At 50.9% G+C, this 24,402-nt stretch carries 25 protein-coding genes; 15 read left to right on the plus strand and 10 right to left on the minus strand.

Going from position 1 to position 24,402, the window contains the following annotated elements; all coding sequences use genetic code 11:
* Positions 1–2 precede the first annotated feature (2 nt).
* The 3 genes from F3J40_RS21315 to F3J40_RS21325 form a co-directional block, all read right to left on the minus strand.
* Positions 3–1,103, minus strand: a complete 1,101-nt coding sequence (locus F3J40_RS21315) for a glycosyltransferase (RefSeq protein ID WP_167017893.1) — start codon at positions 1,101–1,103, stop codon at positions 3–5.
* 137 nt (positions 1,104–1,240) lie between these two features.
* Positions 1,241–2,269 (minus strand): L-threonine 3-dehydrogenase, encoded by a 1,029-nt coding sequence (gene tdh / locus F3J40_RS21320; RefSeq protein ID WP_167017895.1) that lies wholly within the window; start codon positions 2,267–2,269, stop codon positions 1,241–1,243.
* Positions 2,253–3,476, minus strand: a complete 1,224-nt coding sequence (locus F3J40_RS21325) for a glycine C-acetyltransferase (RefSeq protein ID WP_167017966.1) — start codon at positions 3,474–3,476, stop codon at positions 2,253–2,255. Before F3J40_RS21325 ends, tdh begins: the two co-directional genes overlap by 17 nt.
* 226 nt (positions 3,477–3,702) lie before the next feature.
* Here F3J40_RS21325 and rfaD point away from each other — a divergent pair, with 226 nt between their 5' ends.
* From rfaD to F3J40_RS21345, 4 genes are read left to right on the plus strand one after another with little or no spacing between them, the layout of a single operon-like run.
* The gene (gene rfaD / locus F3J40_RS21330; protein ID WP_167017897.1) at positions 3,703–4,632 is read left to right on the plus strand and encodes an ADP-glyceromanno-heptose 6-epimerase; all 930 of its coding nucleotides are present in this window, start codon (positions 3,703–3,705) and stop codon (positions 4,630–4,632) included.
* A 20-nt stretch (positions 4,633–4,652) separates the two neighbouring features.
* A complete protein-coding gene (gene rfaF, locus F3J40_RS21335) occupies positions 4,653–5,711 on the plus strand; it encodes an ADP-heptose--LPS heptosyltransferase RfaF (protein WP_167017899.1) in 1,059 nt (352 codons plus the stop codon).
* Positions 5,699–6,676 carry a lipopolysaccharide heptosyltransferase RfaC gene (gene rfaC, locus F3J40_RS21340; protein ID WP_017348840.1) on the plus strand — a complete coding sequence of 326 codons (978 nt, stop codon included), beginning with the start codon at positions 5,699–5,701 and terminating at the stop codon, positions 6,674–6,676. Before rfaF ends, rfaC begins: the two co-directional genes overlap by 13 nt.
* A gap of 1 nt (position 6,677) precedes the next feature.
* Positions 6,678–7,757 carry a glycosyltransferase family 9 protein gene (locus tag F3J40_RS21345; RefSeq protein WP_167017901.1) on the plus strand — a complete coding sequence of 360 codons (1,080 nt, stop codon included), beginning with the start codon at positions 6,678–6,680 and terminating at the stop codon, positions 7,755–7,757.
* Here the strand turns inward: F3J40_RS21345 and F3J40_RS21350 are convergent.
* From F3J40_RS21350 to envC, 4 genes are all read right to left on the minus strand, one after another.
* Positions 7,752–8,999 (minus strand): O-antigen ligase family protein, encoded by a 1,248-nt coding sequence (locus tag F3J40_RS21350; protein WP_167017903.1) that lies wholly within the window; start codon positions 8,997–8,999, stop codon positions 7,752–7,754. The two genes, F3J40_RS21345 and F3J40_RS21350, sit on opposite strands and share 6 nt — an antisense overlap.
* On the minus strand, positions 8,996–10,117 hold the full coding sequence (locus tag F3J40_RS21355) for a glycosyltransferase family 9 protein (protein WP_167017905.1): 1,122 nt from the start codon (positions 10,115–10,117) through the stop codon (positions 8,996–8,998). The genes F3J40_RS21350 and F3J40_RS21355 overlap by 4 nt, the downstream gene beginning before the upstream one ends.
* A 167-nt stretch (positions 10,118–10,284) precedes the next feature.
* A complete protein-coding gene (locus tag F3J40_RS21360; protein WP_370659871.1) occupies positions 10,285–11,199 on the minus strand; it encodes a divergent polysaccharide deacetylase family protein in 915 nt (304 codons plus the stop codon).
* 3 nt (positions 11,200–11,202) lie between these two features.
* Positions 11,203–12,504 carry a murein hydrolase activator EnvC gene (envC, locus tag F3J40_RS21365; RefSeq protein WP_167017907.1) on the minus strand — a complete coding sequence of 434 codons (1,302 nt, stop codon included), beginning with the start codon at positions 12,502–12,504 and terminating at the stop codon, positions 11,203–11,205.
* Between the two features lie 251 nt (positions 12,505–12,755).
* Here envC and F3J40_RS21370 point away from each other — a divergent pair, with 251 nt between their 5' ends.
* The 5 genes from F3J40_RS21370 to cysE all read left to right on the plus strand — a co-directional run bounded on the left by F3J40_RS21370 (position 12,756) and on the right by cysE (position 15,867).
* Positions 12,756–13,187, plus strand: coding sequence for a rhodanese-like domain-containing protein (locus tag F3J40_RS21370; protein ID WP_026042748.1), 432 nt, complete (start codon positions 12,756–12,758; stop codon positions 13,185–13,187).
* Positions 13,188–13,207: 20 nt separating this feature from the next.
* A complete protein-coding gene (grxC, locus tag F3J40_RS21375) occupies positions 13,208–13,462 on the plus strand; it encodes a glutaredoxin 3 (RefSeq protein ID WP_167017909.1) in 255 nt (84 codons plus the stop codon).
* A gap of 40 nt (positions 13,463–13,502) precedes the next feature.
* Positions 13,503–13,964 (plus strand): protein-export chaperone SecB, encoded by a 462-nt coding sequence (secB, locus tag F3J40_RS21380; RefSeq protein ID WP_167017911.1) that lies wholly within the window; start codon positions 13,503–13,505, stop codon positions 13,962–13,964.
* A complete protein-coding gene (gene gpsA / locus F3J40_RS21385; RefSeq protein WP_205297477.1) occupies positions 13,964–14,980 on the plus strand; it encodes an NAD(P)H-dependent glycerol-3-phosphate dehydrogenase in 1,017 nt (338 codons plus the stop codon). Before secB ends, gpsA begins: the two co-directional genes overlap by 1 nt.
* Positions 14,981–15,048: 68 nt before the next feature.
* Positions 15,049–15,867, plus strand: coding sequence for a serine O-acetyltransferase (gene cysE, locus F3J40_RS21390; RefSeq protein WP_017348830.1), 819 nt, complete (start codon positions 15,049–15,051; stop codon positions 15,865–15,867).
* Between the two features lie 6 nt (positions 15,868–15,873).
* Here cysE and trmL read toward each other — a convergent pair whose 3' ends face one another.
* Genes trmL through cpxR form a run of 3 tightly spaced genes read right to left on the minus strand, consistent with a single transcriptional unit; the run spans position 15,874 to position 18,455 of the window.
* Positions 15,874–16,344 (minus strand): tRNA (uridine(34)/cytosine(34)/5-carboxymethylaminomethyluridine(34)-2'-O)-methyltransferase TrmL, encoded by a 471-nt coding sequence (gene trmL, locus F3J40_RS21395; protein WP_017348829.1) that lies wholly within the window; start codon positions 16,342–16,344, stop codon positions 15,874–15,876.
* 39 nt (positions 16,345–16,383) lie between these two features.
* Positions 16,384–17,760, minus strand: coding sequence for an envelope stress sensor histidine kinase CpxA (gene cpxA, locus F3J40_RS21400; RefSeq protein ID WP_017348828.1), 1,377 nt, complete (start codon positions 17,758–17,760; stop codon positions 16,384–16,386).
* A complete protein-coding gene (cpxR, locus tag F3J40_RS21405) occupies positions 17,757–18,455 on the minus strand; it encodes an envelope stress response regulator transcription factor CpxR (protein WP_026042746.1) in 699 nt (232 codons plus the stop codon). The genes cpxA and cpxR overlap by 4 nt, the downstream gene beginning before the upstream one ends.
* Positions 18,456–18,603: 148 nt before the next feature.
* Between cpxR and cpxP the strand changes: the two genes are divergently transcribed.
* From cpxP to pfkA, 6 genes are all read left to right on the plus strand, one after another.
* Entirely contained in the window at positions 18,604–19,116 is a 513-nt protein-coding gene (cpxP, locus tag F3J40_RS21410) for a cell-envelope stress modulator CpxP (protein ID WP_017348826.1), read from the plus strand.
* A 201-nt stretch (positions 19,117–19,317) separates the two neighbouring features.
* Positions 19,318–20,268, plus strand: coding sequence for an Ssp4 family T6SS effector (gene ssp4 / locus F3J40_RS21415; protein ID WP_167017913.1), 951 nt, complete (start codon positions 19,318–19,320; stop codon positions 20,266–20,268).
* 672 nt (positions 20,269–20,940) lie between these two features.
* Positions 20,941–21,489 (plus strand): hypothetical protein, encoded by a 549-nt coding sequence (locus F3J40_RS21420; RefSeq protein WP_167017915.1) that lies wholly within the window; start codon positions 20,941–20,943, stop codon positions 21,487–21,489.
* 420 nt (positions 21,490–21,909) lie between these two features.
* Complete coding sequence (locus tag F3J40_RS21425; protein WP_017348822.1) at positions 21,910–22,092, plus strand: con-10 family general stress protein; 183 nt, start codon at positions 21,910–21,912, stop codon at positions 22,090–22,092.
* Between the two features lie 214 nt (positions 22,093–22,306).
* Positions 22,307–23,206 (plus strand): CDF family cation-efflux transporter FieF, encoded by a 900-nt coding sequence (gene fieF / locus F3J40_RS21430; protein WP_167017917.1) that lies wholly within the window; start codon positions 22,307–22,309, stop codon positions 23,204–23,206.
* A gap of 182 nt (positions 23,207–23,388) precedes the next feature.
* On the plus strand, positions 23,389–24,351 hold the full coding sequence (gene pfkA, locus F3J40_RS21435) for a 6-phosphofructokinase (RefSeq protein WP_017348820.1): 963 nt from the start codon (positions 23,389–23,391) through the stop codon (positions 24,349–24,351).
* Positions 24,352–24,402: the final 51 nt, after the last annotated feature.

The raw sequence follows: 24,402 nt of genomic DNA on the forward strand, positions 1-24,402 counted from the left end.
GCTTAACGTTGTGTCAGATCGACGTACTGTTTGCTGATAGTGACCACATCGTATTGATCTAATGCCGCCTCATTGATGGGCGGCAGATGCGCATACACTTCACGCATTTTTGCTGCCAGAGCATGTTCATCCAGCTCGGTGAGCATGTCGGACATTCCGGTTTTAAGCAGAATCTCTTCCGGCCCACCAGGGCAGCGGGTGCTGATCACGGGCGTACCCAGCACCAAAGACTCCACAATGACATTGCCGAAGCCTTCACTGTCGGAGCTCATTACCATCAAACGGGCATGTTTGATGTAGGGGAACGGGTTCTGCTGGAAGCCGAGAAAGAGCACGCGATCGGCGATGCCGAGCTCTTGTGCGAGTTGCTTAGCAAAGGCGACGCGCTCATCGGTTCCGGTCCCGAGTAACACCAGCTTGCACGGCAAATCTGCCAGTGCAAAAGCGCGCAATAACCGATCCTGACGCTTCTGCGGGTGAATACGCGCGACGTTAATCAGATAATCACTTCCCGCTAACTCACAGGGCTCGCTGGCGCGCTGGCGCAGTATATTGAGGTCAAACGGGTTGTTGATCACGGCACTTTTGGCCGGCGCTACCTGCATCACCGTCAGCATATCGTCCAACACCGCTTGTGAAACCGCAGTCAGATTTTTGCCCTGATAGATTTGCGCCATTTTGCGCTTTTTCCACCAGTAATTCAGTCCGGTACGATGCCCAAGATAGGTTGAAGAGAGCACGCCATGAATGCAGTACCACAACTTCACCTGATCAATGGATTTGCAACGTGCCACGATGCGGTCAGTTTTATGCAGATTCGAGACAATCAGGTCAAACTTACCGTTCTGGGCTTCGTCTGCACGCAGAACCTGATCCAGTTTCCGGGCACGACGAGACAGTTCTGTCAGCTTGCGCCAGGGGGCACGGCTAGGCTGGGTGATAACCCGGTAGTCAACACCTTCTGGCAAGGTGTAGGCACAGACCTCATCCAGCGAATAAAGGCTGACGGCGTGGCCTAACTGCTGCATACATTCACTCAGCGTCAGCACTACCTTTTCTGCACCGCCGCCGGGCAGGCCGTCAATAATCATTAGAATGCGCATAGTACGTCCGGTCTGCTGGGTAAAGTGAAGCGCTCTTTATACCTCTTCAACCGATCCGGCGCTATCCCGGGCGGGTATAATTTGCACTCCACTTACCTGTGTTTGCATAAACTTTCGACTTTAGTGACGCCGCGTAATCAACTCCAGTTCAGAATGACTTTTCCGGAGTGTCCTGAGCGCATCTCATCAAAGCCCTGCTGGAACTCATCAATGGTAAAACGATGGGTAATGATCGGGCTTAAGTCGAGCCCTGACTGTATCAGTGCGGCCATTTTGTACCAGGTCTCAAACATTTCACGGCCATAAATACCCTTAATAAATAGCCCTTTAAAGATGACTTTATTCCAGTCGATAGCCATTTCTGAGGGGGGAATACCGAGCAGAGCAATACGTCCGCCGTGATTCATCACATCCAGCATCTGCCGGAAAGCGGGGGGCGCACCTGACATTTCCAGCCCCACATCAAATCCCTCTGTCATGCCTAACTCAGCCATCACGCTGCGCAAATCTTGCTGCGCGACGTTAACCGCGCGCGTTGCGCCCATCCGGGTTGCCAACTCCAGTCGATAGGGATTTACATCAGTAATCACCACATGACGTGCACCAACATGGCGGCAAATTGCTGCTGCCATGATGCCGATTGGCCCTGCTCCTGCAATCAGCACATCTTCTCCCACCAGGTCGAAGGAGAGCGCAGTGTGTACAGCGTTACCGAAGGGATCAAAAATGGCGGCGATCTCATCAGGAATACTTTCCGGGATACGGAAGGCGTTACCTGCTGGAATAACCAGATACTCCGCAAAACAGCCTTGCCGGTTAACGCCCACGCCAATGGCATTACGGCACAGGTGTGTGCGCCCACCGCGACAGTTGCGGCAGTGGCCACAGGTGATGTGTCCTTCACCGGAGACGCGATCGCCAATGTTAAATCCCCGCACTTCCTGGCCGATGGCAACCACTTCACCCACATACTCATGGCCGGTAATCATGGGAACGGGAATGGTCTTTTGCGACCATTCATCCCAGTTGTAGATGTGAACATCAGTGCCACAGATAGCGGTTTTGCGAATTTTGATCAGCAAATCGTTATGACCAGGCTCAGGGATTGGCGCATCCGTGATCATCCAGATTCCTTCGCGCGGATAGAGCTTAGCGAGCGCTTTCATCGTTTCTCTCCTGATTGATCACGCCCAGTTGCCTGCCGATGCGGCTAAAAGCAGAGACCGCTTGTTCAAGCTGCTGTTGGGTATGTGCTGCGGAAATTTGCACGCGGATACGTGCCTGACCTTTCGGAACCACCGGGTAGAAGAAGCCCGTGACGTAAATGCCTTCCTGCTGTAACCGGTGGGCAAACTCTTGTGCGACGCTGGCTTCCCCTAGCATTACCGGAATAATCGCGTGATCGGCCCCGGCGAGGGTGAAACCGGCGGCATGCATTTGGCTACGGAAAAAGTTCGCGTTGTGCCACAGCCGCTGGCGCAGCCCATCACCCTGATTGAGCAGTTCTAGCACTTGCAAAGAGGCTGCGACGATGGAAGGGGCCAGAGAGTTAGAGAACAGGTAGGGACGTGAACGCTGGCGCAGCCACTCCACGACTTCCGCTTTGGCTGCGGTGTAGCCACCGGAAGCGCCTCCCAGCGCCTTACCTAAAGTACCGGTGATAATGTCAACGCGACCCATGACATTGCAATGTTCATGCGTACCGCGCCCACCAGCGCCAACGAAGCCAACCGCGTGTGAATCATCGACCATCACCAGCGCGTTAAACTCATCAGCCAGGTCGCAAATGCCCGCTAAGTTAGCGATGACGCCGTCCATTGAAAACACGCCGTCGGTTGCGATCAGGATATGACGTGCACCTTTGCTGCGCGCCTCTTCAAGGCAGCCTCGTAGCGCGGCCATATCATTATTGGCATAGCGATACCGTTGTGCTTTACACAGCCTCACGCCATCAATAATCGAGGCGTGGTTGAGGGCATCAGAGATAATCGCATCTTCCGCGTCCAGCAGCGTTTCAAACAAGCCGCCGTTGGCATCAAAACAGGAAGCGTAAAGAATGGCATCCTCCATGCCTAAAAATGCCGCCAGTCTTTGTTCCAGTTGTTTATGAATGTCCTGCGTGCCGCAGATAAAACGCACCGAAGCCATGCCAAAACCGTGTGAATCCAACCCGGCTTTTGCTGCCTGAATTAAGGCAGGATGGTTAGCCAAACCGAGGTAGTTATTGGCGCAGAAGTTGATGATAGCCGCGTGATTCTGTGTCGTAATTTCAGTTTGTTGCGGCGAGATGATGATGCGCTCCTGTTTAAATAGCCCTTCACTGCGGCTATTTTCCAACTGCTGACTGATCTGAGAATAAAATTGCGCTGACATCATTTTCTCCTTTGGGACGGTCTTTCGGCACATCTTACTGAGAGAATTGTCAGTAAACGTTGAATCCACTCGCTAAATGTAAAATTTGCAGCATAGTTCACGGGCTGCAATGTAAAAGCATATGCGTTACGGAGTCATCTGGCTGTCGGCTCTGGAATGAAATGTTATGATGGCAACCATTCGCGCGTGAAACCTCCCGTTTCACCCCCAATTTAAGGTTAAGCAGATGATTATCGTAACTGGTGGTGCCGGCATGATTGGCAGCAACATCGTCAAGGCACTCAACGACCGTGGTCACACCGATATTCTGGTGGTAGATAACCTCAAAGATGGCACTAAGTTCGTCAATCTGGTGGATTTAGACATCGCTGATTACATGGACAAAGAAGAGTTCCTCGCGCTGATTGTTTCCGGCGAAGATCTCGGCCCGATTGAAGCCGTGTTCCATGAAGGCGCCTGTTCTGCGACCACCGAGTGGGACGGCAAGTACATGATGGATAACAACTATCAGTACTCTAAAGATCTGCTGCACTTCTGTCTTGAGCGTGAAATTCCGTTCCTGTATGCATCTTCTGCCGCGACCTACGGTGGCCGTGATGACAACTTTATTGAAGAGCGCCAGTATGAGCAGCCGCTGAATGTGTATGGCTACTCAAAAATGCTGTTCGACCACTACGTGCGCCAGATTCTGCCAGAAGCGGAATCACCGGTATGTGGGTTCCGCTACTTCAATGTTTACGGTCCGCGTGAAGGCCACAAAGGCAGCATGGCGAGCGTCGCATTCCATCTGAATACGCAGATTAACAACGGTGAGAATCCAAAACTGTTTGCAGGTAGCGATACCTTCAAACGCGACTTCATCCACGTTGATGATGTTGCCGCCGTGAATCTGTGGTGCTGGGAAAACGGTGTTTCTGGTATCTACAACTGCGGAACAGGTCGTGCCGAATCTTTCCAGGAAGTGGCGGATGCCGTCCTGAAGTTCCACCAGAAAGGTCAGTTGGAAACCGTCCCGTTCCCGGAAAAACTGAAAGGCCGTTATCAGGCTTATACCCAGGCTGACCTCACCAAACTGCGTGCCGCTGGCTATGACAAGCCGTTCAAAACGGTTGCCCAGGGTGTGGCTGAATACATGACCTGGCTGAATAAGGCATAACAAGGAAGCGTGCACCAGTTATGAAGATTCTGGTCATTGGCCCGTCGTGGGTCGGCGATATGATGATGTCGCAAAGTCTCTATCGTACCCTCAAGGCGCAACATCCTGAGGCGATTATTGATGTGATGGCACCTGCGTGGTGTCGTCCGCTACTGTCGCGTATGCCAGAAGTTAATCAGGCACTGGCGATGCCGCTCGGGCACGGTGCGCTGGAAATTGGCGAACGTCGTCGACTGGGCAAATCGCTGAGCGCTAGCGGCTATGACCGGGCTTATGTACTGCCGAACTCGTTTAAATCGGCGCTGGTGCCGTTCTTTGCTGGTATTCCTCGTCGTGTTGGCTGGCGTGGCGAAATGCGTTATGGATTGCTTAACGATCGTCGGGTGTTGGATAAAGCCGCATTTCCATTGATGGTTGAGCGTTACGTCGCGTTAGGTTACGACACGCCGTTAGCCGCAGCGAGCCAACTGCCACAGCCATTGCTGTGGCCGAAGCTGGCCGTGGCTGACGCAGAAAAACAGGCGGTTGCGGCGCAGTTTTCACTGGCTGCTGAACGCCCGATCATCGGTTTTTGTCCCGGCGCTGAATTTGGCCCGGCGAAACGCTGGCCGCATTATCACTATGCGGCGCTCGCGCAGCAGCTTATTGCTGAAGGCTATCAGGTGGTGCTGTTTGGCTCCGCCAAAGATCATGAGACGGGTGAAACTATCCTGCAAAGTCTGGATGAGCCAGCCCGTCCGTGGTGCCGTAATCTCGCCGGGGAAACACAGTTGGAGCAGGCGGTTATCCTGCTGTCGCAGTGTGCGGCCGTGGTCAGTAATGACTCGGGGTTAATGCACATTGCAGCGGCATTAGATCGCCCGCTGGTGGCGCTTTATGGCCCAAGCAGTCCAGATTTTACGCCGCCATTATCCCATCAGGCGCGTGTTATCCGCCTGATCAGCGGTTATCACAAAGTACGTAAAGGCGATGCGGAACAGGGTTATCATCAGAGCCTGATCGATATCACTCCGGCGCGTGTTTATCAGGAACTCAGCACATTGCTGCACGCACCACAGGAGACGTCATGCACGTCCTGATTATTAAAACCTCCTCAATGGGCGATGTTCTGCACTCGTTGCCCGCATTAACGGATGCGATGCAGGCGATTCCTGGCATTCGTTTTGATTGGGTGGTTGAAGAGAATTTTGCCCAGATCCCTGGCTGGCATCCGGCAGTCGATAAAGTCCTGCCGGTGGCTATTCGCCGCTGGCGCAAGCACTGGTTTGGCAGCCAGCAGCGAGAAGAACGTTTTCTGTTTAAACGTGAACTGCAGTCCCGTCAGTACGATATCGTGCTGGATGCGCAGGGGTTGATTAAGAGTGCGGCTCTGGTCACCCGGTTAGCAAAAGGGGTCAAGCATGGCCAGGACAGCCGCAGTGCACGTGAGCCCTTTTCCAGCTGGTGGTATGACAAGCGCCATGAAATTAGCAAACAGCAGCACGCAGTAGAACGTACGCGTGAACTGTTCGCGAAAAGCCTGGGATATGAAAAACCACAAACCCAGGGTGACTACGCGATTGCTCGCCATTTTCTGAGTCAGCCATCAGCGGATGCACAGCGTTATCTGGTGTTTTTGCACGCCACCACGCGTGATAACAAACACTGGCCCGAAGCGCACTGGCGCGATCTCATCGCCCGTGTGGCTCCCACCGGCCTGCGGATAAAATTGCCGTGGGGTGCTGAACATGAGCATCAACGCGCACTGCGCCTTGCTGAAGGCTTCGACCACGTAGAAGTGCTGCCGAAGCTGTCACTGGAACTCGTTGCAGGTCAACTGGCAAATGCACGAGCGGTGGTGTCGGTAGATACCGGCTTGAGTCACCTGACCGCAGCGCTGGATCGACCGAATATCACACTGTATGGTCCGACCGATCCCGGCTTGATTGGCGGTTATGGCCAGAATCAGGTGAGCATCAAAGCGGAAGATAACTGCACCGATTCGATTACCAGTGAAGCGGTGTACTTACGTCTTCAGGAGATATTGCAGTCTCAGGCGGCATAAAATGGAAAAGAAGAAAAAATTTGCGAAGCTGCGGGCATTAAATCGCCAACGCAATTATCTGATGAAGTCGCTGCGCCTCCATTTCGCACGCCTTTTACTCGATCATCGTTCACCAAGGGCTTTTGCTATTACGGCGAGTAAACGCGTTCTTTTCCTGCGTGATGACGACAAAATTGGCGATATGGTTGTTTCCACCTCACTGTTTCGTGAATTTTCACGCGCAGGGTATCAGGTTGATGTTTATGCTGGCGCAGCCAATGCCTGTGTCATTGAGCGTAATCCGCACATCAATAACATTATTATTGCCAGTAAAGACATTCAGGCCAGGTTGGCACAAGCAAACGTGCTCGCTCAAAAGCCTTATGACGTCGTGATTGATATGGGCGATAAACTTTCGCCGTTTCATCTGCGATTTCTGCGCCGTTTGAACGCCATGAATGTCGTGGGTTTTAATAAAAAAGGGTTCAATATCTACAATAAGTCGCTGGATTATCTCGGTTATGAACGCCACATCACCGAGCGCTACCAGTTGCTGATGGAAAGCTTTGATATTAAGAATTTCAGCACTGCGTATGACCTGCACATCCCTGAGTCATTGCAGAGCGAAATCAGCGCTTTTCTTGCCAGCTTACCGGGTGAACGCTGCCTGGTTATCAATCCCTATGCTGCGGATGCGCGACGTGATATGTCATTGGCGCAGTTGCAGCAGGTGATCCAACTTATTCATGAGCGTTGGTCAGACACGGATGTGGTGATCATTGGTGACCCCAAACGTGTTAGCCATCTGGAACTGGAAGGTGCGGTGATCAGTCCTTTCCAGACCTTGCAAGGTGCGTGTGGGGTGATTGCGCAAAGTGATGCTGTACTGTCACCTGATACCGCAGTCGTCCATATTGCCGCCGCCTGGCAAAAACCCATGGTTTGTCTGTACGGTAATGATCTGCACGGTTCGTGGATTAACAGCAAGGTCTGGGGGCCGGGTTATCCGCAGGCCTTCCAGGTTTACACTCAGGATAAATACCATCCGGTCTCTACGATCAAGGCGGATGATATTATCCTGGCGCTGGGCAAAATCTTATGACGTTACCTGAGGTGCGGGTCGACTGAGCTGCCAGAGCAGTGTCAGGAGCATCAGCACGGGGAAGAAAATGGTCTGATCGCGGCTGATAAATATGACGTCGGTCAGGCCAGAGAGCATAACGACGAGCACCACGGACAAGAACGCCGGGTTGCGGTATCTCCATCCCAAAGTCAGGTTAGTGATGTAGTAGAAAATCAGGACTGCCAGACCCAGGATACCTTGCAGACTGGCGGTTTCAATTAACTCATCGTGCAGATGGATATTGACGTAAGCGAGCGAGGATTTGTCTTTGTGCGTGGTGGCGACATAGTCTTTGAACCACTGAGTACGATCCTCCTGGCTCATGCCAAACGGGTGGGCGGCAAAACTCTTTAGGCCCACGTTCCACATTGCCAGCCGGGTAGTTAATGAACCGAGGTCATTACCCTCACTCTGTTCAAACGTCTGATACTCCTGAACCGTTGTCGCGACTCTAGGTGCAATCACCAGTTTGTAGCTCGCTGCAATCAACACGAAGAGGGTGACAAAGACTATCGCAAAGCCCTTCCAGCCAAAATGACGGAACTTCAGCACACCAATAATGAGCAATGCCAATGGGAAGCTCGCCATTGTATTGCGGGTTTCAGTGGCGCTGATCATCAGAAACGCGAGAATAAACACCCCTGCGGCCACAAGGTAGTGCCAGCGTTGGTTGGCATCTTGCAGCAGCATAAAAATGACGGCGGTTGCTAACCCGGCATACATGTAGGAGGCATCAGTGGCGCGACCCTGATAAAAGTCGACCCGGTCAACATGATGCAGAATCTGCCAGCCACCCACGCAGGTTGCCACCAACAGTGCAACCAGCAGGCCATACTTGATGAACTGGGCATGAACGGGGCTGAGCAAACGTTTATTGCCGAGTAGAAACAGGGCGATGAATGCTGCAATCATCACGCGTTTGCCGCTGGCAAGGTAGGAGTTATAGATATCAAAGTCCGGCTGACCAATATATTCGATGCCAAACCAGACAACTTTACTGAGCCCAAGAAGAAAGAGTGAGCCGATAAAAAAATATTCACTGCGACTCAAGGAGAGGCGACGATATAACATGCCAAAAGCGGCAAGGTAAGAAGAGATAAAGAAAAAAATGCGCCCGTCTTTTTTATCAAAGAAAGTAAAAATAACTGTCGATAAGATAAGTAAAGCTGAGAGGTTGAATAACCATGTCAATCTCTTGTCTGGCGCAGGAAGTATTTTCATTCGACAAGTTGCTCCTCAGGTGTGAGTGTTCTGATTCCTTTTTCCAGCATCTCCGTGACTTTTGCCGCGACCTGTTCAGGCCGGATGACATCCATCACATGTGCCAGTTCGCTATGGGACTTTCTGCGGCTAACATAAATGGTTTGATGTAAATGAGGGTCCTGGAATGCGCCCGTTGCGTAGGGGTTGGCCGTCACAAACAGCCCTAAAGTCGGGGTTTTTACCGTCACTGCAATATGTAATGGGCCAGTGTCTCCGGTGATTAAGAGATCCATATTGTTGATGATCGTGCATAGCTCCGGTAAACCGGTCGCGCCGACGCGATTGCTGACTTTTTCATGCAGTGCTTGCGGCAAATGTTGGAGGAGCGCGGCTGCCCGGCCCGTATCCCCCGGCCCGCCGATCAAAATAAAATGGCACTCGGGATGGCGGGTCAGAATGTGAGCGGCTGCGCTGGCAAAATGTTCTGGCGCCCAGCAGCGCTCTGGGGTTGAAGCGCCTAATTGCAGGCCAATAACCGGTTGCGGGTTGCGTTGTTTTTCCGGCAAAACCAACGGGAGTTTCATTGTAATATCATTGATGTCACAGCCTAACCCTTGTACCAAAGCCAGCTTGCGTTGAATGATATGCCCTTTAAACGCGATGGTGTAATCCGCCAGCCATTTATCCCGCAGAGGCACATTATCCTGATAGTTATCTTTAATGATGGTTTTCGCACCCGATAAGATGGCGCATAAATAGTCATAAGGTTCGTGCGAGTGTAGCAACAGCGCTAAGTCAGGGCGGGGATATTGTTTTAGCTCTTTCAGCAATGGCGCAATCGTAATGGCTTTGTTATTCCAGAAGGCAAGATTATCCCAGTCATCACCTGTGCGCAGGAAATCAGTAAACTTCTGATGTGCAATAAGGGTAATCAAGGCGTCAGGATAGCGAGCCCTTACTGCGCGAATCGCCGGGGAGTTAAACAGAAAGTCGCCAAGCGCCGTAGTGGAAAAAATTAAAATGTGACGAGGCTGCAGAGTTGATAAATCAACCGTAGTATCGACCTGATGACGCTTTACCAGGTTATGGACAAGGAGCGCCTTGTCTAACAGTTTTGTTTTCCAAATTTTGCGCATGTACGGCTCGTATTATTCTGATTCAGATGACGATGAAACACTTTTGACCCGGTAGAGCTGATTAAGTTTCCCGGTCAAAACCGCGTGTTACCACACCGTTTAAGCGTGCAAACAGTCTCTTGCTTTTAACGAATTGTGCCACTTTCCCCACAGTGGGGGAAAGGCAATCAGAACAGGTCCGCCAGTTTTTTGTAGAGCGGGCTTTGCGCAATACTCTCGGCGATCACACTCAACATACGCGTTGCTGGCACCGGGGCAATAGGCTGCCTGGTCACGCACAAGCCAGGCGCTTTGAAGCGTGCTGGCTGAGGTTTTACTGGCGAAGTAGGATGCGTGCTGGCAGAAGCCGTGGTACCACGCTGTGGCTCATTAAGGAGCTGGCTAGGACGCACTAAGGTGACATCGGCGGGTAGATTCGGCAGCATCGCACGTAGCACCCTTACCGTGGTGGGATGTGGGTGCCCAATCGCAATAGCGTATCCATCACGCTGGGCCAGTTTTACCGCTCGCTGGAACTGCTGGCGGATGTCTGCCTCGTTTTGGCTGTCATCAAGGAAAACGCGACGTTTCAGAATACGGACGTGCGTGCCCTGCGCTGCGGGTATGGACTGGCTACCCGCAATTGTCATGCTATCGAGAAAATAGAGATTGTAGTGATCCAGCGCCTGCATCACTTTCTGCATGCCCGACAAACTGGAGGTCATCTTACTGCCCTGATGATTATTCAGGCCGACAGCAAACGGGACTTTATTCACCGCTTCCTGGATGATGCGAGCAACTTCGGCACTGCTCATCTCGGGCGTGAGGGTATTTTTTTCCAGTGGCTGTTTACTTAACGGGGCCATGGGAAGATGGATGATCACCTCATGGCCCAATTGGTGGGCTTTAACCGCCATCTCATGGGAATGTGGGGCATCTGGCAGGACGGAAACGCTGATTTGCGGCGACATCTGCAAAATCTGGTTCTCTTCCGCCGGGCGATAACCAAAATCATCAATCACTAACGCTAACTTGCCAGCATGAGCAGTAAAGCTGAGCATCAGACCGCCCAGCAACGAAATGAGAGTGCGGGAGCGAATCAAGGCTTATCTTCCTAACCACGGGAGTGGGTTAACCGCCTGTCCCTGGCGTCGGATTTCGAAATAGAGCGATGGCGTACCACGTCCGCCGCTGGTGCCAACCAGGGCAATGGGCTGTCCGGCCCTTACCTGAGCACCTACGCTCACCAGTGCGCTTTGGTTATAGCCGTAGAGGCTCATATCCCCTTTGCCGTGATCGATAACCACCACCAGCCCGTAGCCTTGCAGCCAGTCGGCCATCAGCACGCGGCCATCTGCGATGGCTTTAACGTCACTGCCTTCTGCGGCATCAATCACCAGCCCTTTCCAGCGCAGTTCACCTTGCAGAGTTTCACCAAAACGATGCTCGATGCGGCCATGTACTGGCCACAGAGCCTGGCCACCAGGTCGGCCTAAGCCACCGGTACGTGCCATCAACTCACTCTCATCGCGAGTAGGTTTGTAAGTGGAGCCTTTGGCTTTGGCTTGTGCCTGACGCTGGCGCACCTGTTCTGCTTCGCGCGCTTCACGTTCAGCTCTTGCACGTGCCTCGCGTTCAGCTTTGGCTATTTTATCTTGCAGGCGGCTTTCGTTCTGGCGCATCTGCACCAGGTCAGCCTGGTCTTTCTCCAGTGAACTCTCCAGCACGCTCAGGGTTTTTTTGCGTGCTGCGTTGGCTTGTTCCAGACGGGTTTGCTGTGTCTGTTGTTGAGACAGCAGCCCTTTTTGTTGTGCTTGCTTAGCCAGCAATGTGCTTTGTTGCTGGGCGAGTTTCGCTCGGGTTTGCTTGAGCGCCTCAATGTTCTTTTCTCTGGCGTCGTTGAGGTAGCCGAAGTACGCCAGAATGCGCTCACTGCGTTGTGCTTCTGCACCGCCCATCAGCAACTGTAGGCCGTTATGTTTGCCCTGACGGAATGCAGCATCCAGTTGTTGTGCGAGTAGTTTTTCCTGAGCAACCTGCTGCTTCTTCAGCTGTGCAATGGAGGCGGTGAGTTTGTTGATATCATTGTTGATACTGGCCAGTGTATTGCGGGTTTCTCTCAACTGGCGGCTCGCTTGCGCGACCACTTTTTCCTGGCTCTGGAGCTGATCAAGCAGTTGGCTGCGCTGCACTTTCTGCGCCTGAACACTCTTCTCTTTCTCTGCAATACTCTGCTGGATCGACTTGAGTTGAGTTTTGTTGTCATCAGCGCTGTAGCCAGTGACAGGCAATGACAACATGCCCGCGCAAAGCAGGCTCAGGGAGAGGACGGACATACGCACCGTTTTTGGCGAATGCGCCGTGTTAAAACGGGTCCATGTGTATGAATTGGCTGTTTTTCCCTTCATATACCAGTGATTATTCCACGTTGAATAGATGCTTACCAGCCATCCCCAAAGGGATTTCCTTTTCCAAACATGTCCGTAAGCGACCAAACCTTCTTAAGCGTTGCGCTGTTTTTACGATTTGACCACTTTTTTTGGAAAATGACGCACAAATCGTAACTCAGGCCCTCTCGCTTCTGTACATGCGAAGTGGCGCAGGTATACTCAGAACCCTTGTTTTCGCTTATTAGCCCGGTTTGGAGTCGTTACCCCTCATGCAAGAAATTATGCAGTTTGCCAGCAATCACACCATCCTGAGCCTGGCTTGGGTTGCTTTATTAATTCTGGTGATTGTAACCACCGTTAAAGGCATGTTCTCTAAAGTAAAAACAATTAGCCGGGGCGAAGCAACCCATCTAATTAATAAAGCAGACGCGGTGGTGGTTGACGTTCGCTCACGCGATGATTATCGCAAGGGGCACATTTCTGGGGCAATTAACCTGGCAGCAGCAGATATCAAAAAAGGCAGCTTTGGCGAACTGGAAAAGCATAAAGCTCAGCCAGTCATTGTTGTCTGCGCCACGGGCCAGAGCGCCGGTGAGCCAGCAGCTGCACTGAGTGCAGCAGGTTTTGCGCAGGTTAGCGTTCTGAAAGATGGTATCAGTGGCTGGAGCGGTGAAAACCTGCCTCTGGTACGCGGAAAATAATCTTCCCTAAGGAATCCGATATGGCAAACATTGAGATTTATACCAAAGCGACCTGTCCTTTCTGCGTGCGTGCAAAAGCACTGTTAAAACAGAAGGGTGCTGCATTCAATGAAATCGCTATTGATGGTGATGCCGAAAAGCGTGAAGAGATGATTAAACGCAGTGGCCGTACTACTGTGCCTCAGATCTTTATTGATGCGCAGCATATTGGCGGCTGTGACGACCTTTTTGCTCTTGATGGTCGTGCTGGATTAGACCCACTCCTTCAGGCGTAATTTAACGTCAGGACATTTTAACATACAGGACTTAAGTCAGATGTCAGAACATAACACCAACGAAATGCAGTTCCAGATTCAACGCGTCTATACTAAAGATATCTCTTTTGAAGCGCCTAATGCGCCACAGGTATTCCAGAAAGAGTGGGAACCTGAAGTTAAACTGGATCTGGACACCGCGTCTTCTCAGCTGGCTGACGACGTATTTGAAGTTGTCCTGCGCGTCACTGTAACCGCCAGCGTTGGTGAAGATACTGCGTTCCTGTGCGAAGTTCAGCAGGCAGGTATTTTCAGCATCTCCGGTATCGAAGGCAACCAGATGGCTCACTGCCTGGGTGCATACTGCCCGAACATCCTGTTCCCGTATGCGCGCGAGTGCATCACCAGCCTGGTTTCTCGCGGTACCTTCCCGCAGCTTAACCTGGCGCCAGTGAACTTTGATGCGCTGTTCATGAACTATCTGCAGCAGCAGCAGGGCGCTGAACCACATCAGGATGCCTGATGAGTAATCACGCTTCTATTAGCGTCATCGGTGCCGGTTCATACGGCACCGCACTGGCGATCACCCTAGCCCGTAACGGCCATCCGGTACTGTTATGGGGACATAATCCTGTCCATCAGGCGCAGCTCCAGGCTGACCGCTGTAATGTGGCTTTTCTGCCCGATGTTCCTTTCCCTGACAACCTTGCACTTGAAACCGATCTGGCAAAAGCTGTGGCTGCTAGCCGTGACTTGCTGGTCGTGGTGCCAAGCCATGTCTTTGGTGAAGTGCTGGCGCAAATCAAACCGCACCTGCGATCGGATTCACGCATTGTCTGGGCAACAAAAGGCCTGGAGCGTGAAACAGGGCGCTTGTTGCAGGATGTCGCGCGTGAAGTGCTGGGTGATGAAATCCCACTTGCTGTGGTGTCTGGTCCCACCTTTGCTAAAGAGCTGGCTGCGGGTATGCCAACCGCGATTGCTCTGGCGGCAACAGATGCGCAATTTGCTGAAGATCTGCAGCTCAAACTGCACTGTGGCAAAAGCTTCCGTGTTTACAACAACCCGGACTTTGTCGGCGTACAGTTGGGTGGGGCGGTGAAAAACGTCATCGCTATCGGAGCCGGTATTTCCGATGGCATTGGCTTTGGTGCGAATGCCCGCACGGCATTGATCACGCGTGGTCTGGCTGAAATGAGTCGTTTGGGTGCCGCGTTAGGTGCCGATGCGACAACCTTCATGGGCATGGCCGGTCTAGGCGATTTGGTGCTGACCTGCACCGATAATCAGTCACGTAACCGTCGTTTTGGCATGATGCTGGGACAGGGCGAGGATGTAGACAGCGCACAGCGCATTATCGGACAAGTGGTTGAGGGATACCGAAACACTAAAGAGGTCAAAGCATTAGCCGCTCGTCTTGGCGTAGAGATGCCAATTACAGAACAAATTTACCAGGTTCTGTATTGCGAAAAGTCAGCGCGAGAGGCAGCATTGAGCTTGTTGGGCCGTGAACGCAAGGATGAAAACAGCCCGAGCTGAGGCATGATGCCCGGTAGAATTATCTGTAGCGCCGGTTTTGGCGCTTTTTTTTATCAGGAGAAAGAGCAATGTCGTCTGATGAGTTAGAACTGGTTTGGAATAATATTAAAGCCGAAGCACGAGCGTTGGCAGACTGTGAGCCAATGCTGGCCAGTTTTTACCATGCGACATTGTTGAAACATGAAAATCTCGGCAGCGCGTTGAGCTATATGCTGGCGAACAAGCTTTCGAACCCAATCATGCCAGCAATCGCCATTCGCGAGATTGTTGAAGAGGCGTATCGTGAAGATCCCTCCATGATTGTCTCTGCGGCTTATGATATTCAGGCGGTACGCCTGCGTGACCCGGCAGTCGACAAATATTCCACGCCATTACTTTACCTCAAAGGTTTCCATGCTTTGCAGGCTTATCGTATCGGCCACTGGCTGTGGAATGAGGGACGTCGTGCGCTGGCGGTCTATCTGCAGAATGAAATTTCTGTCTCCTTCAGCGTTGATATCCACCCTGCGGCAAATATTGGTTACGGTATTCTCCTCGACCATGCCACCGGCATCGTCATTGGTGAAACGGCTGTGGTAGAAAATGACGTATCCATTTTGCAGTCAGTGACGCTGGGCGGTACCGGGAAAACCACCGGCGACCGTCACCCAAAAATTCGCGAAGGCGTACTGATTGGCGCGGGAGCCAAAATTCTCGGCAATATCGAAGTGGGACGTGGTGCGAAAATTGGCGCGGGCTCGGTAGTACTGCAACCGGTGCCGCCGCATACCACGGCAGCAGGGGTTCCGGCACGCATTGTGGGCAAACCCACCAGTGATAAACCCTCAATGGATATGGATCAGCACTTTAGTGGTGCCGCCGGATTTGAATTCGGCGACGGGATCTAAACGCGTTTATTTAACCAGCGCGCCGGCATAATCCAGCTGGCGCCATGCTTCAAACACCACGACTGAAACCGCATTCGAGAGGTTCATGCTCCGGCTTTCTGGCGCCATTGGGATGCGGATCTTATGTTGTGCAGGCAACACATCCAAAATCGTTGCGGGTAAGCCGCGACTCTCCGGTCCAAACAGCAAGTAATCCCCAGCCTGATAGCTCACCGCGCTGTGTGCCGGTGTGCCTTTGGTCGTCAAGGCAAACAACCGCTGCGGATTTTCAGCGTTGAGGAAGGCGGCGTAATCGTCGTGATGACGAATAGCCGTGAATTCATGGTAGTCCAACCCGGCGCGGCGCAACCGCTTATCATCCCAGCCAAAGCCCAGTGGATGAATCAGATGCAGTTGAAAGCCGGTGTTAGCGCACAGGCGAATAATGTTGCCGGTATTCGGTGGGATTTCAGGTTCAAATAAAACGATGTTCAGCATAGTGGCCCCCAGTAACGAGGGCCGCAGCATAGCAAATTATTAACTGGCAGAGGAGTAAAGCGGTAGCCATAGCGTCAGACGCAGGCCACCTAGCGGGCTGTCATCGGCTTTCACCCAGCCGCGATGCTGCTGGATCGCCGTTTCCACAATCGCCAGGCCCAAACCGGTTCCACCAGACTCTCTGTCACGCGCTTCATCAGTACGGTAGAACGGACGGAAAATCTGCTCACGGTCTTCCGGGCTAACGCCTGGGCCGTCATCATCAACGTGAATAGTGATGCCAGTTATATCCACGGAAAACGAGACACTGATATGGGAGTGTGAATAGCGTAGGGCATTGCGAACAATATTCTCCAACGCACTTTCCAGAGCATGAGGATTCCCGTACAGCGGCCACGATCCCGGTGGATAAGGCACATCCAGTTGCTTGCCCATCTGCTCTGCTTCGAACTTCGCATCTTCTAACACGCCGTTCCACAGTTGATTCGCCTTCATGGCTTCACTGACCAGCGCATTGTTGTGTTGTGTGCGTGACAGCACCAGCAAGTCGTTGATCATGCCATCCAGGCGTTGTGCCTCGGTTTCGATACGTTCCAGCTCTTTACTCTCGCCTTGTCGACGCCGTACCAACGCAGTGGCTAACTGTAAGCGGGTTAATGGTGTGCGCAGTTCATGGCTGATGTCAGAAAGTAAACGCTGCTGAGCGGACATCATTCGCTCTAGCGCGCTAACCATCTGATTGAAACTGGAACCGGCGGCGAGGAACTCCTGCGGTCCGGATTCCAGTTCCGGGTGCTGACGCAGATTACCGCTGGCTACTTCATCCGCGGCGTGTTTCAACTTACGTGCTGGACGTGCCAGGCTCCACGCGAGCCAAAGAAGCAGTGGCGCGCTGATCAGCATGGTGACAATCAGCAGTAAAAATGGCCGGTCAAACAGCAGATTGACGAAATCCAGTTGGGAACTGGTGGCCGGGCGGATCAGATACAGTTGATAGTTATCTTCGCCGTCCTGCACCATAAACGGCCCCACTAGCTCGATGCGGCCATATTTCTTCTTCATAGGGTGGTCGGCGTTATCGGACTGGCCGATAAAGTTGCGGATCACCTGCATTTCATTGTGCTGAGCGCCAATCACACGACCTTCACTGGTCACCAGTAATAAACGCTGGCCCGGCGGTGCCCATTTATCAATGGCACGAAACAGCCGACGCCACCACATCAGGTCATTGGAGGGATCGTCAGAAAGCTCAGCTTCAATATGTTGTTCAATCATCAGACCTTGCCGCTGCTCACTATCGAGCAGCGGGGTCATCTGGCGGGAGTCAAGTTTCGGGACCATCAGCACCAGCATCAACACCAGGGCCAACGTCAGCCAGAAAATAGCGAAGATGCGGGTGGTCAAACTTCCAATCATGATGCAGAGACCATCAGGTAGCCACGTCCACGCAGGGTTTTAAACCACGGGTGCCCGTCGCGACGTTCTGGCAGTTTGCGGCGTAGGTTGGAAATGTGCATATCAATCGCACGATCAAAAGGCGTTAAGCGTTTACCTAACACCTCCTGGCTCAGATGTTCACGGGAGACCACTTGCCCCAAATGCTGTGCCAGCAAATAGAGTAGCGTGAATTCCGTGCCAGTGAGGTCCAGCGTGGTGTTTTCAAAGCTCGCTTCCTGACGGCCAGGATTGAGGCGCAGGCAGTCCACTTCCAGCGTTGGCGCGCTGTTGTCTTGCTGCTGTTGCTGTTCACTCCAGTTCGAACGACGCAGGATGGCGCGGATACGCGCTACCAGCTCGCGGTCATTAAACGGTTTGGGCAGATAGTCATCTGCACCGAGTTCCAGCCCCAGAACGCGATCGAGCTCACTGCCGCGTGCAGTCAGCATAATCACTGGCGTTTGATGCTGCTGGCGGAGTTCCTTCAGCGTGTCGATGCCATTTTTTTTCGGCATCATTACATCAAGTAAAAGTAGGTCAACAGAGCTGTCGAGGAGGTTGAGTGCTTGCTCGCCGTCACCGGCTACCAGTATTTCAAACCCTTCCATTTCCAGCAGCTCTTTTAACAGTGACGTTAATTCGCGGTCGTCATCAACTAACAGGATTTTGTTCATTTTCATTGCCCTCCGCAGGCAAAATACCTCGTTCCTGGCTAACCCATCCATCGCTTTACGTAGTTTTACACCCCCTGACGCATGTTTGCAGCCCCAGCCGTACACTGGCTCTCGTTGAATCGCAAAACAGAACGAACTGGAGTACCCGATGCGCACACTAACCGCCGTCGTTTTTGCCTCAGCGGTGAGTCTAAGTATCACTCAGGCAGGAGCCGCAAGCACGACGAAGAGTGAACAACCGCATCAGGATGGACAGCGGGTGCCGGGAGGCATATCGCAAATTCATCAAAACCAGATGTTCGATGGGATTGAGTTGACAGAACAGCAACGTCAACAAATGCGCGACCTGATGCAGCAGGCCCGCCATGAACGTCCAGCGATTTCACTGCAGGAAATTGAAAACCTGCACGAGTTAACGATTGCTGACCAGTTTAATGAATCTGCGCTGCGCGCCGAAGCTGAAAAGATAGCACAAGCGCAGGTAGATCATCAGGTTGAGATGGCCCGGGTCAGTAATCAGATGTATCACCTGTTAACGACGGCACAGCAAGCCACGTTGCAGAAAAATTATGAGCGTCGCCTGAATCAGTTACGCGAGCTCTCATCTTTGCAGTCGGCGTCATCGCTGCAAGCAGTGAGTAGTACCAGTGGTAATCAGTAAGCATGTATCCAGTAACATAGTATCCCTGTTTTTCCTTGCCATAGACACCATCCCTGTCTTCCCCCTCATGATGAGGGGGTTTTTTTTGCCCGCCGATCTTACTTCGCTCTGATTATAAACAATACTTTACTGTGGTTTACTTGAGTGATGATAACTCAATGTTATAAATTCATCGCCTTTCACGGAGCGATGAGAATAACAATGGCAACTTCAGGTCTTTTCCCGGCAAACAAACTCCCTTCAATCGACTTAGCCCGCCTACTGGGCATTAAAGATCCGATCGATTTTCAGGCGCTGAGCGATCAGTTTGACTGCCTACGTAACTTTGAGCGCGTAGGGATTATCTATGACGATGGCTACTCACGCTGGCTGGTGCGGCCTTCGCGACGCTATGCGAGCATTACAAATAATGTGGTTACGCATGTGGTGATTACTAAGATTAGGGAAAACACCTCATCAGCAGATATTGAAAAATCTCTTACTGACACTCTTTCAACTTCGATTTTCAATGGGGAGCTTGCGGCAACAGCTCTAGCATGCGGTTCTAGTTTAGCGACAGCGGTATTAGCTGTTACGGCTACTGGTGTTATTCCTTTGACTGGTGGTAGTTCAGGTATTGCAGCTGTCACTTTAGCAACAGGAACTTGGGCAACAGGCTTCCAGTGTGGTATAGGAGTGGGTAGAGCTATTGGGTTATCTGCTGGTTTTAGTGAAGAAGTTAAATGGTTGGATAGTCAGCAATGGTTTCAAGCGACGTCTACGATCTTAGATGGATTATCATTAACTTCGGCTAGCATTGGTTTAAAGAAAACAGTAGATGTTTACAAGAAAATGAAGGCAATTTCTTCCATTAAAGCAACTGAATGGTTAAAGCTACTTCCAAGAGCAGAACGGAAACGTTTGACTGATCACATCATCCGCGCGCAAAATCCTGGCATTTCAGCCTCAGGTATCAAAGCTGCTATTAATGTTGGGAAATACCCAAAACGCTTTCCTGCAGAGTCTCTGCAACGATCATTACATCGTGAGCTTGTCAGTGCAGTAATTAATTCTTCAGCATTTGTCGGGAGTGGTTTGTCTGGTAATCTCAGAAACCCAGCAAACATTTCTTCACATGGGAAATACATCGTTAGCTTAATGCAGAGTTTTTGAGCGATAAATCATGAGAATTCAAACCGTAAAGTATCATGAACTAGAGATTAATATAAATAAATCAAACGTTAAGGAGCTTGACGCTATAAGGGAAAGACTGAATGTTGAAATGAAGAACATGCCAGTATGGGTAAGCTTTCCGATGTTTGCATGTGATATCTTATCTTTCATAGGCTTCGTTATTATTCAGGTTTTTTTGTGGCGTGATGTTTTTTTTATCGCCGGGTTGGATGCTGTTAAGGTTTTTTCCGGAGTTGTTTTTTCAATCGGATTATATTGTCTTTTGAAGACGGCATCTATTTTTCTACTTAGGAGAGGTGTGTCATTAGGCCTTATACTCTACTGCTGGCTGTTGAATGCGGTAATTATTATACTAGCTTCGTACTTTTTTATGTCATTACCATTTTTCAGAAGCATAATTCCTGGGTTTGAAGGGAGTATAGTGTACTCTACTTGTTCATTACTATTTGTTTTAGCAGGTAAGTCTTTTCTTTATACGCGCCATTTTGATAGATTCATGCTAAATAATTTCCATGAGCTGACATGGAGAAGGGAGAAAGAAATATCATAATTTTATTGAGTTAAATATTTTCTTGTAGCATTGGATTCTCAATGTTTTTTTGAAAAAGATAAGTAGTCTAAGGTTAAAATTTTAAAAAAAGGCACTAAACCATGTGCGTTATTTCACATCTTGCTCAGCTACGTCAGTTTGATCAAAAAATCAAAACAACCGATATCAATCAACTTGAAAGTACACAAAAAGAAATTAAAGAATTAATAGGGAATGAACCTTGTGCTCGCACACCTTGGGCAATGGTGTTTGCTGTTTTTTTTACGATGTTAAGCGTTGTGGGTCCTTATATACTGTGGTTTGAGATAATTACCGGTGATCATATATCTACCGATAATGAAAACATCATACATAAACCAGAACTACTGATCTTCATTTTGTCCTTGATTACGGCAGTCCACTATTTGGCAAAAGGTTTTTACCACGGCATTTTAGCTTTGGCAGGGATCTGGTTTATGAGTTTCTGTATTGCAGTATCCGGCAGTTTTATCACACTATTTAATTACGAACATTACATCACCAGCGGTGGGGTTGCACTCAGTTCGATGGGAATGATTTTGGGGTCATTGTCTTTTCTGTTGTTTAACCGAAGAAACACTTATAAATATATTTTATTTGCTTATCACAATAGAATCTTACGTAAAAAATAAATCTGGCAAAACAGGCAGAGAGTTGAGTGCTGCGGTTTGTGTGATAATGGTCACACTTTTAGTGTTTTAAAAATTAATTTATCTTTGTCATTCCCGCTGCGCTTGTTCTGTTATTTATCTGGTGCATATTGCTGAAATAAAAGGTTTTTGAATAGTGATTTTCTGTGCGGTGATTTTTTTTAATCTCACAGGCGGTTCATAATTTATCTGGATTTAACTCATGATATTCAGTGTATTAGCTTGCGTAGTCGTCAGGCTGGCAGAATATCAGGCTTGCTCTACACTAAGTCCTGTCGCAAACGGAAATGCTGATAAGTGTTGAATATGCATTTGTGAAACATTGTCAGATCTTTTTGCGGGAAATAGGGAAATACTGCAAACCTTTATCTTATCCAATACAACTGAGTAACGGAGTAAGTTATGGCTGAGCATCGTGGTGGTTCCGGTAATTTTGCAGAAGATCCAAAACGCGCTTCTGAAGCCGGGAAAAAAGGCGGACAACATAGCGGCGGGAATTTTAAAAATGATCGCGAGAAAGCCTCTGAAGCAGGCAGAAAAGGTGGACAGAACAGTCACGGCGGTCGCCGCAGTTCATCTAAATGATTCAGTGTGTGATGCCCTGAAAACCGCTTAAGCAGAGGAATGCCTCGACCTCAACGCAGAGGCCGAGGTATTTATTTTCGTACCTTTCATGAATAGCCTACGGCCCACGTCTTTTCTCTTAGAAAGTGGGGGTTTTGGTATGTTGCATAACGCTGTACTGTCATCGACCGAGTGGTAGACTCACTGACTATGTGCTTTTTGCGATGAGTCTCAGATGCAACACTCCTACGCGACTTTGGTTAAGCGCGCTGCGCTGGCTGCCACTCTTTTGGCATTCTCCCTGCTCATCATCAAAATCTTTGCCTGGTGGTACACCGGTTCGGTCAGTATGTTAGCCGCGTTGGTCGATTCACTGGTGGATATGGGCGCTTCGCTCACTAATTTACTGGTGGTTCGCTACTCACTTCAACCCGCAGACAGCGACCATACCTTTGGCCACGGCAAAGCCGAATCGCTCGCTGCGCTGGCTCAAAGTATGTTTATCTCTGGCTCCGCCCTGTTTTTATTCCTGACGGGCTTACAACATCTGGCTCGCCCTTCGGAGCTACACGATCCCGGTGTCGGCGTCATCATTACCGTTATTGCGCTGTTTACCACGCTGGTGCTGGTCGCCTTCCAGCGCTGGGTAGTGCGTAAAACCTCCAGCCAGGCGGTGCGGGCTGACATGCTGCACTACCAGTCGGACGTGGTGATGAACGGCGCAATCCTGCTGGCACTGGTCCTCAGCAGCTATGGCTTTACGCGGGCAGATGCCCTTTTTGCACTGGGGATTGGCGTCTATATTCTTTATAGCGCACTGCGTATGGGCTATGACGCAGTTCAGTCACTGCTCGACCGGGCTCTGCCGGAATCCGATCACCAGGAGATTCTCACCATTGCGCAAAACTGGCCCGGGGTGCAGGGGGCGCACGATCTCAGGACTCGTCAGTCCGGGCCGACCCGATTTATCCAACTGCACCTGGAAATTGATGACCATTTGCCGTTGGTTGAAGCACACGATATCGCGGTGGGTGTCGAGCACGCTTTACTGGCGAGATTTCCCGGCTCAGATGTGATTATTCATCAGGACCCTTGCTCGGTCGTGCCGCAAGAGCCTCGCCAGCCTTTTAACTGATACCAGGGAAACGGCGGAATTTTGCCGTTTCGCTAGCAAGGCCGCAAAAAAAGTAGTGAAAACTTATCTGACCTGAATCAATTCAGCATTGAGCCTTTGATATACTATCAGCCAATACTTGCCGGAACCTTACCGCCCGGCCTACAGATAAAACCCTTCGTTTGAACAAACCAGAGGTTGTCATGATTAAGAAAATCGGAGTACTGACCAGTGGTGGCGACGCCCCCGGCATGAACGCAGCAATTCGTGGAGTGGTCCGCGCAGCGCTGAGTGAAGGGCTAGAGGTTTTTGGTATCTATGACGGCTATCAGGGTTTGTACGAAGATCGCATGATTAATCTCGACCGCTACAGCGTGTCAGACATGATCAACCGTGGTGGTACTTTCCTCGGTTCTGCGCGTTTCCCTGAATTCCGCAATGAAGACGTGCGCCAGGTCGCGATTGAGAACATGAAAAAGCGCGGCATTGATGCGCTGGTGGTGATTGGGGGAGATGGCTCCTACATGGGTGCGAAGCGCCTGACCGAAATGGGCTTCCCATGCATCGGCCTGCCAGGCACGATCGATAACGATGTCGCCGGTACTGATTACACCATCGGTTACTTCACCGCGCTGGAAACGGTGGTTGAGGCGATTGACCGCCTGCGTGATACCTCTTCTTCGCATCAGCGTATTTCTATCGTCGAAGTGATGGGGCGTTACTGTGGTGATCTGACATTAGCGGCGGCGATTGCAGGCGGCTGTGAATTTATCGTGTTGCCTGAAATTCCTTACACGCGTGAAGAGCTGCTGTCAGAAATTAAAGCCGGGATCGCCAAGGGTAAAAAACACGCTATCGTCGCTATCACTGAGCACATCTGTGATATCGACGAACTGGCGCACTACATCGAAACAGAAACCAAGCGCGAAACCCGCGCCACGGTGTTAGGCCATATCCAGCGTGGCGGTGCGCCTTGCGCCTATGACCGCATTCTGGCGTCACGCATGGGAGCTTATTCGATTGAGCTGCTGTTGCAGGGCTACGGTGGTCGCTGTGTCGGCATTCAGAATGAGAAGATGGTACACCATGACATCATCGATGCCATTGAGAACATGAAGCGTCCATTCAAGCGCGACTGGCTGGATACGGCCAAAAAACTGTTCTGATTTTACCTGGGGTGCTGCTCAGCACCCCTTTATTCCCCGTGGTTATAAATC

It is taken from the genome of Candidatus Pantoea multigeneris (genome assembly GCF_011752615.1).
In the GTDB taxonomy this organism is placed as follows: Bacteria; Pseudomonadota; Gammaproteobacteria; order Enterobacterales; family Enterobacteriaceae; genus Pantoea; species Pantoea multigeneris.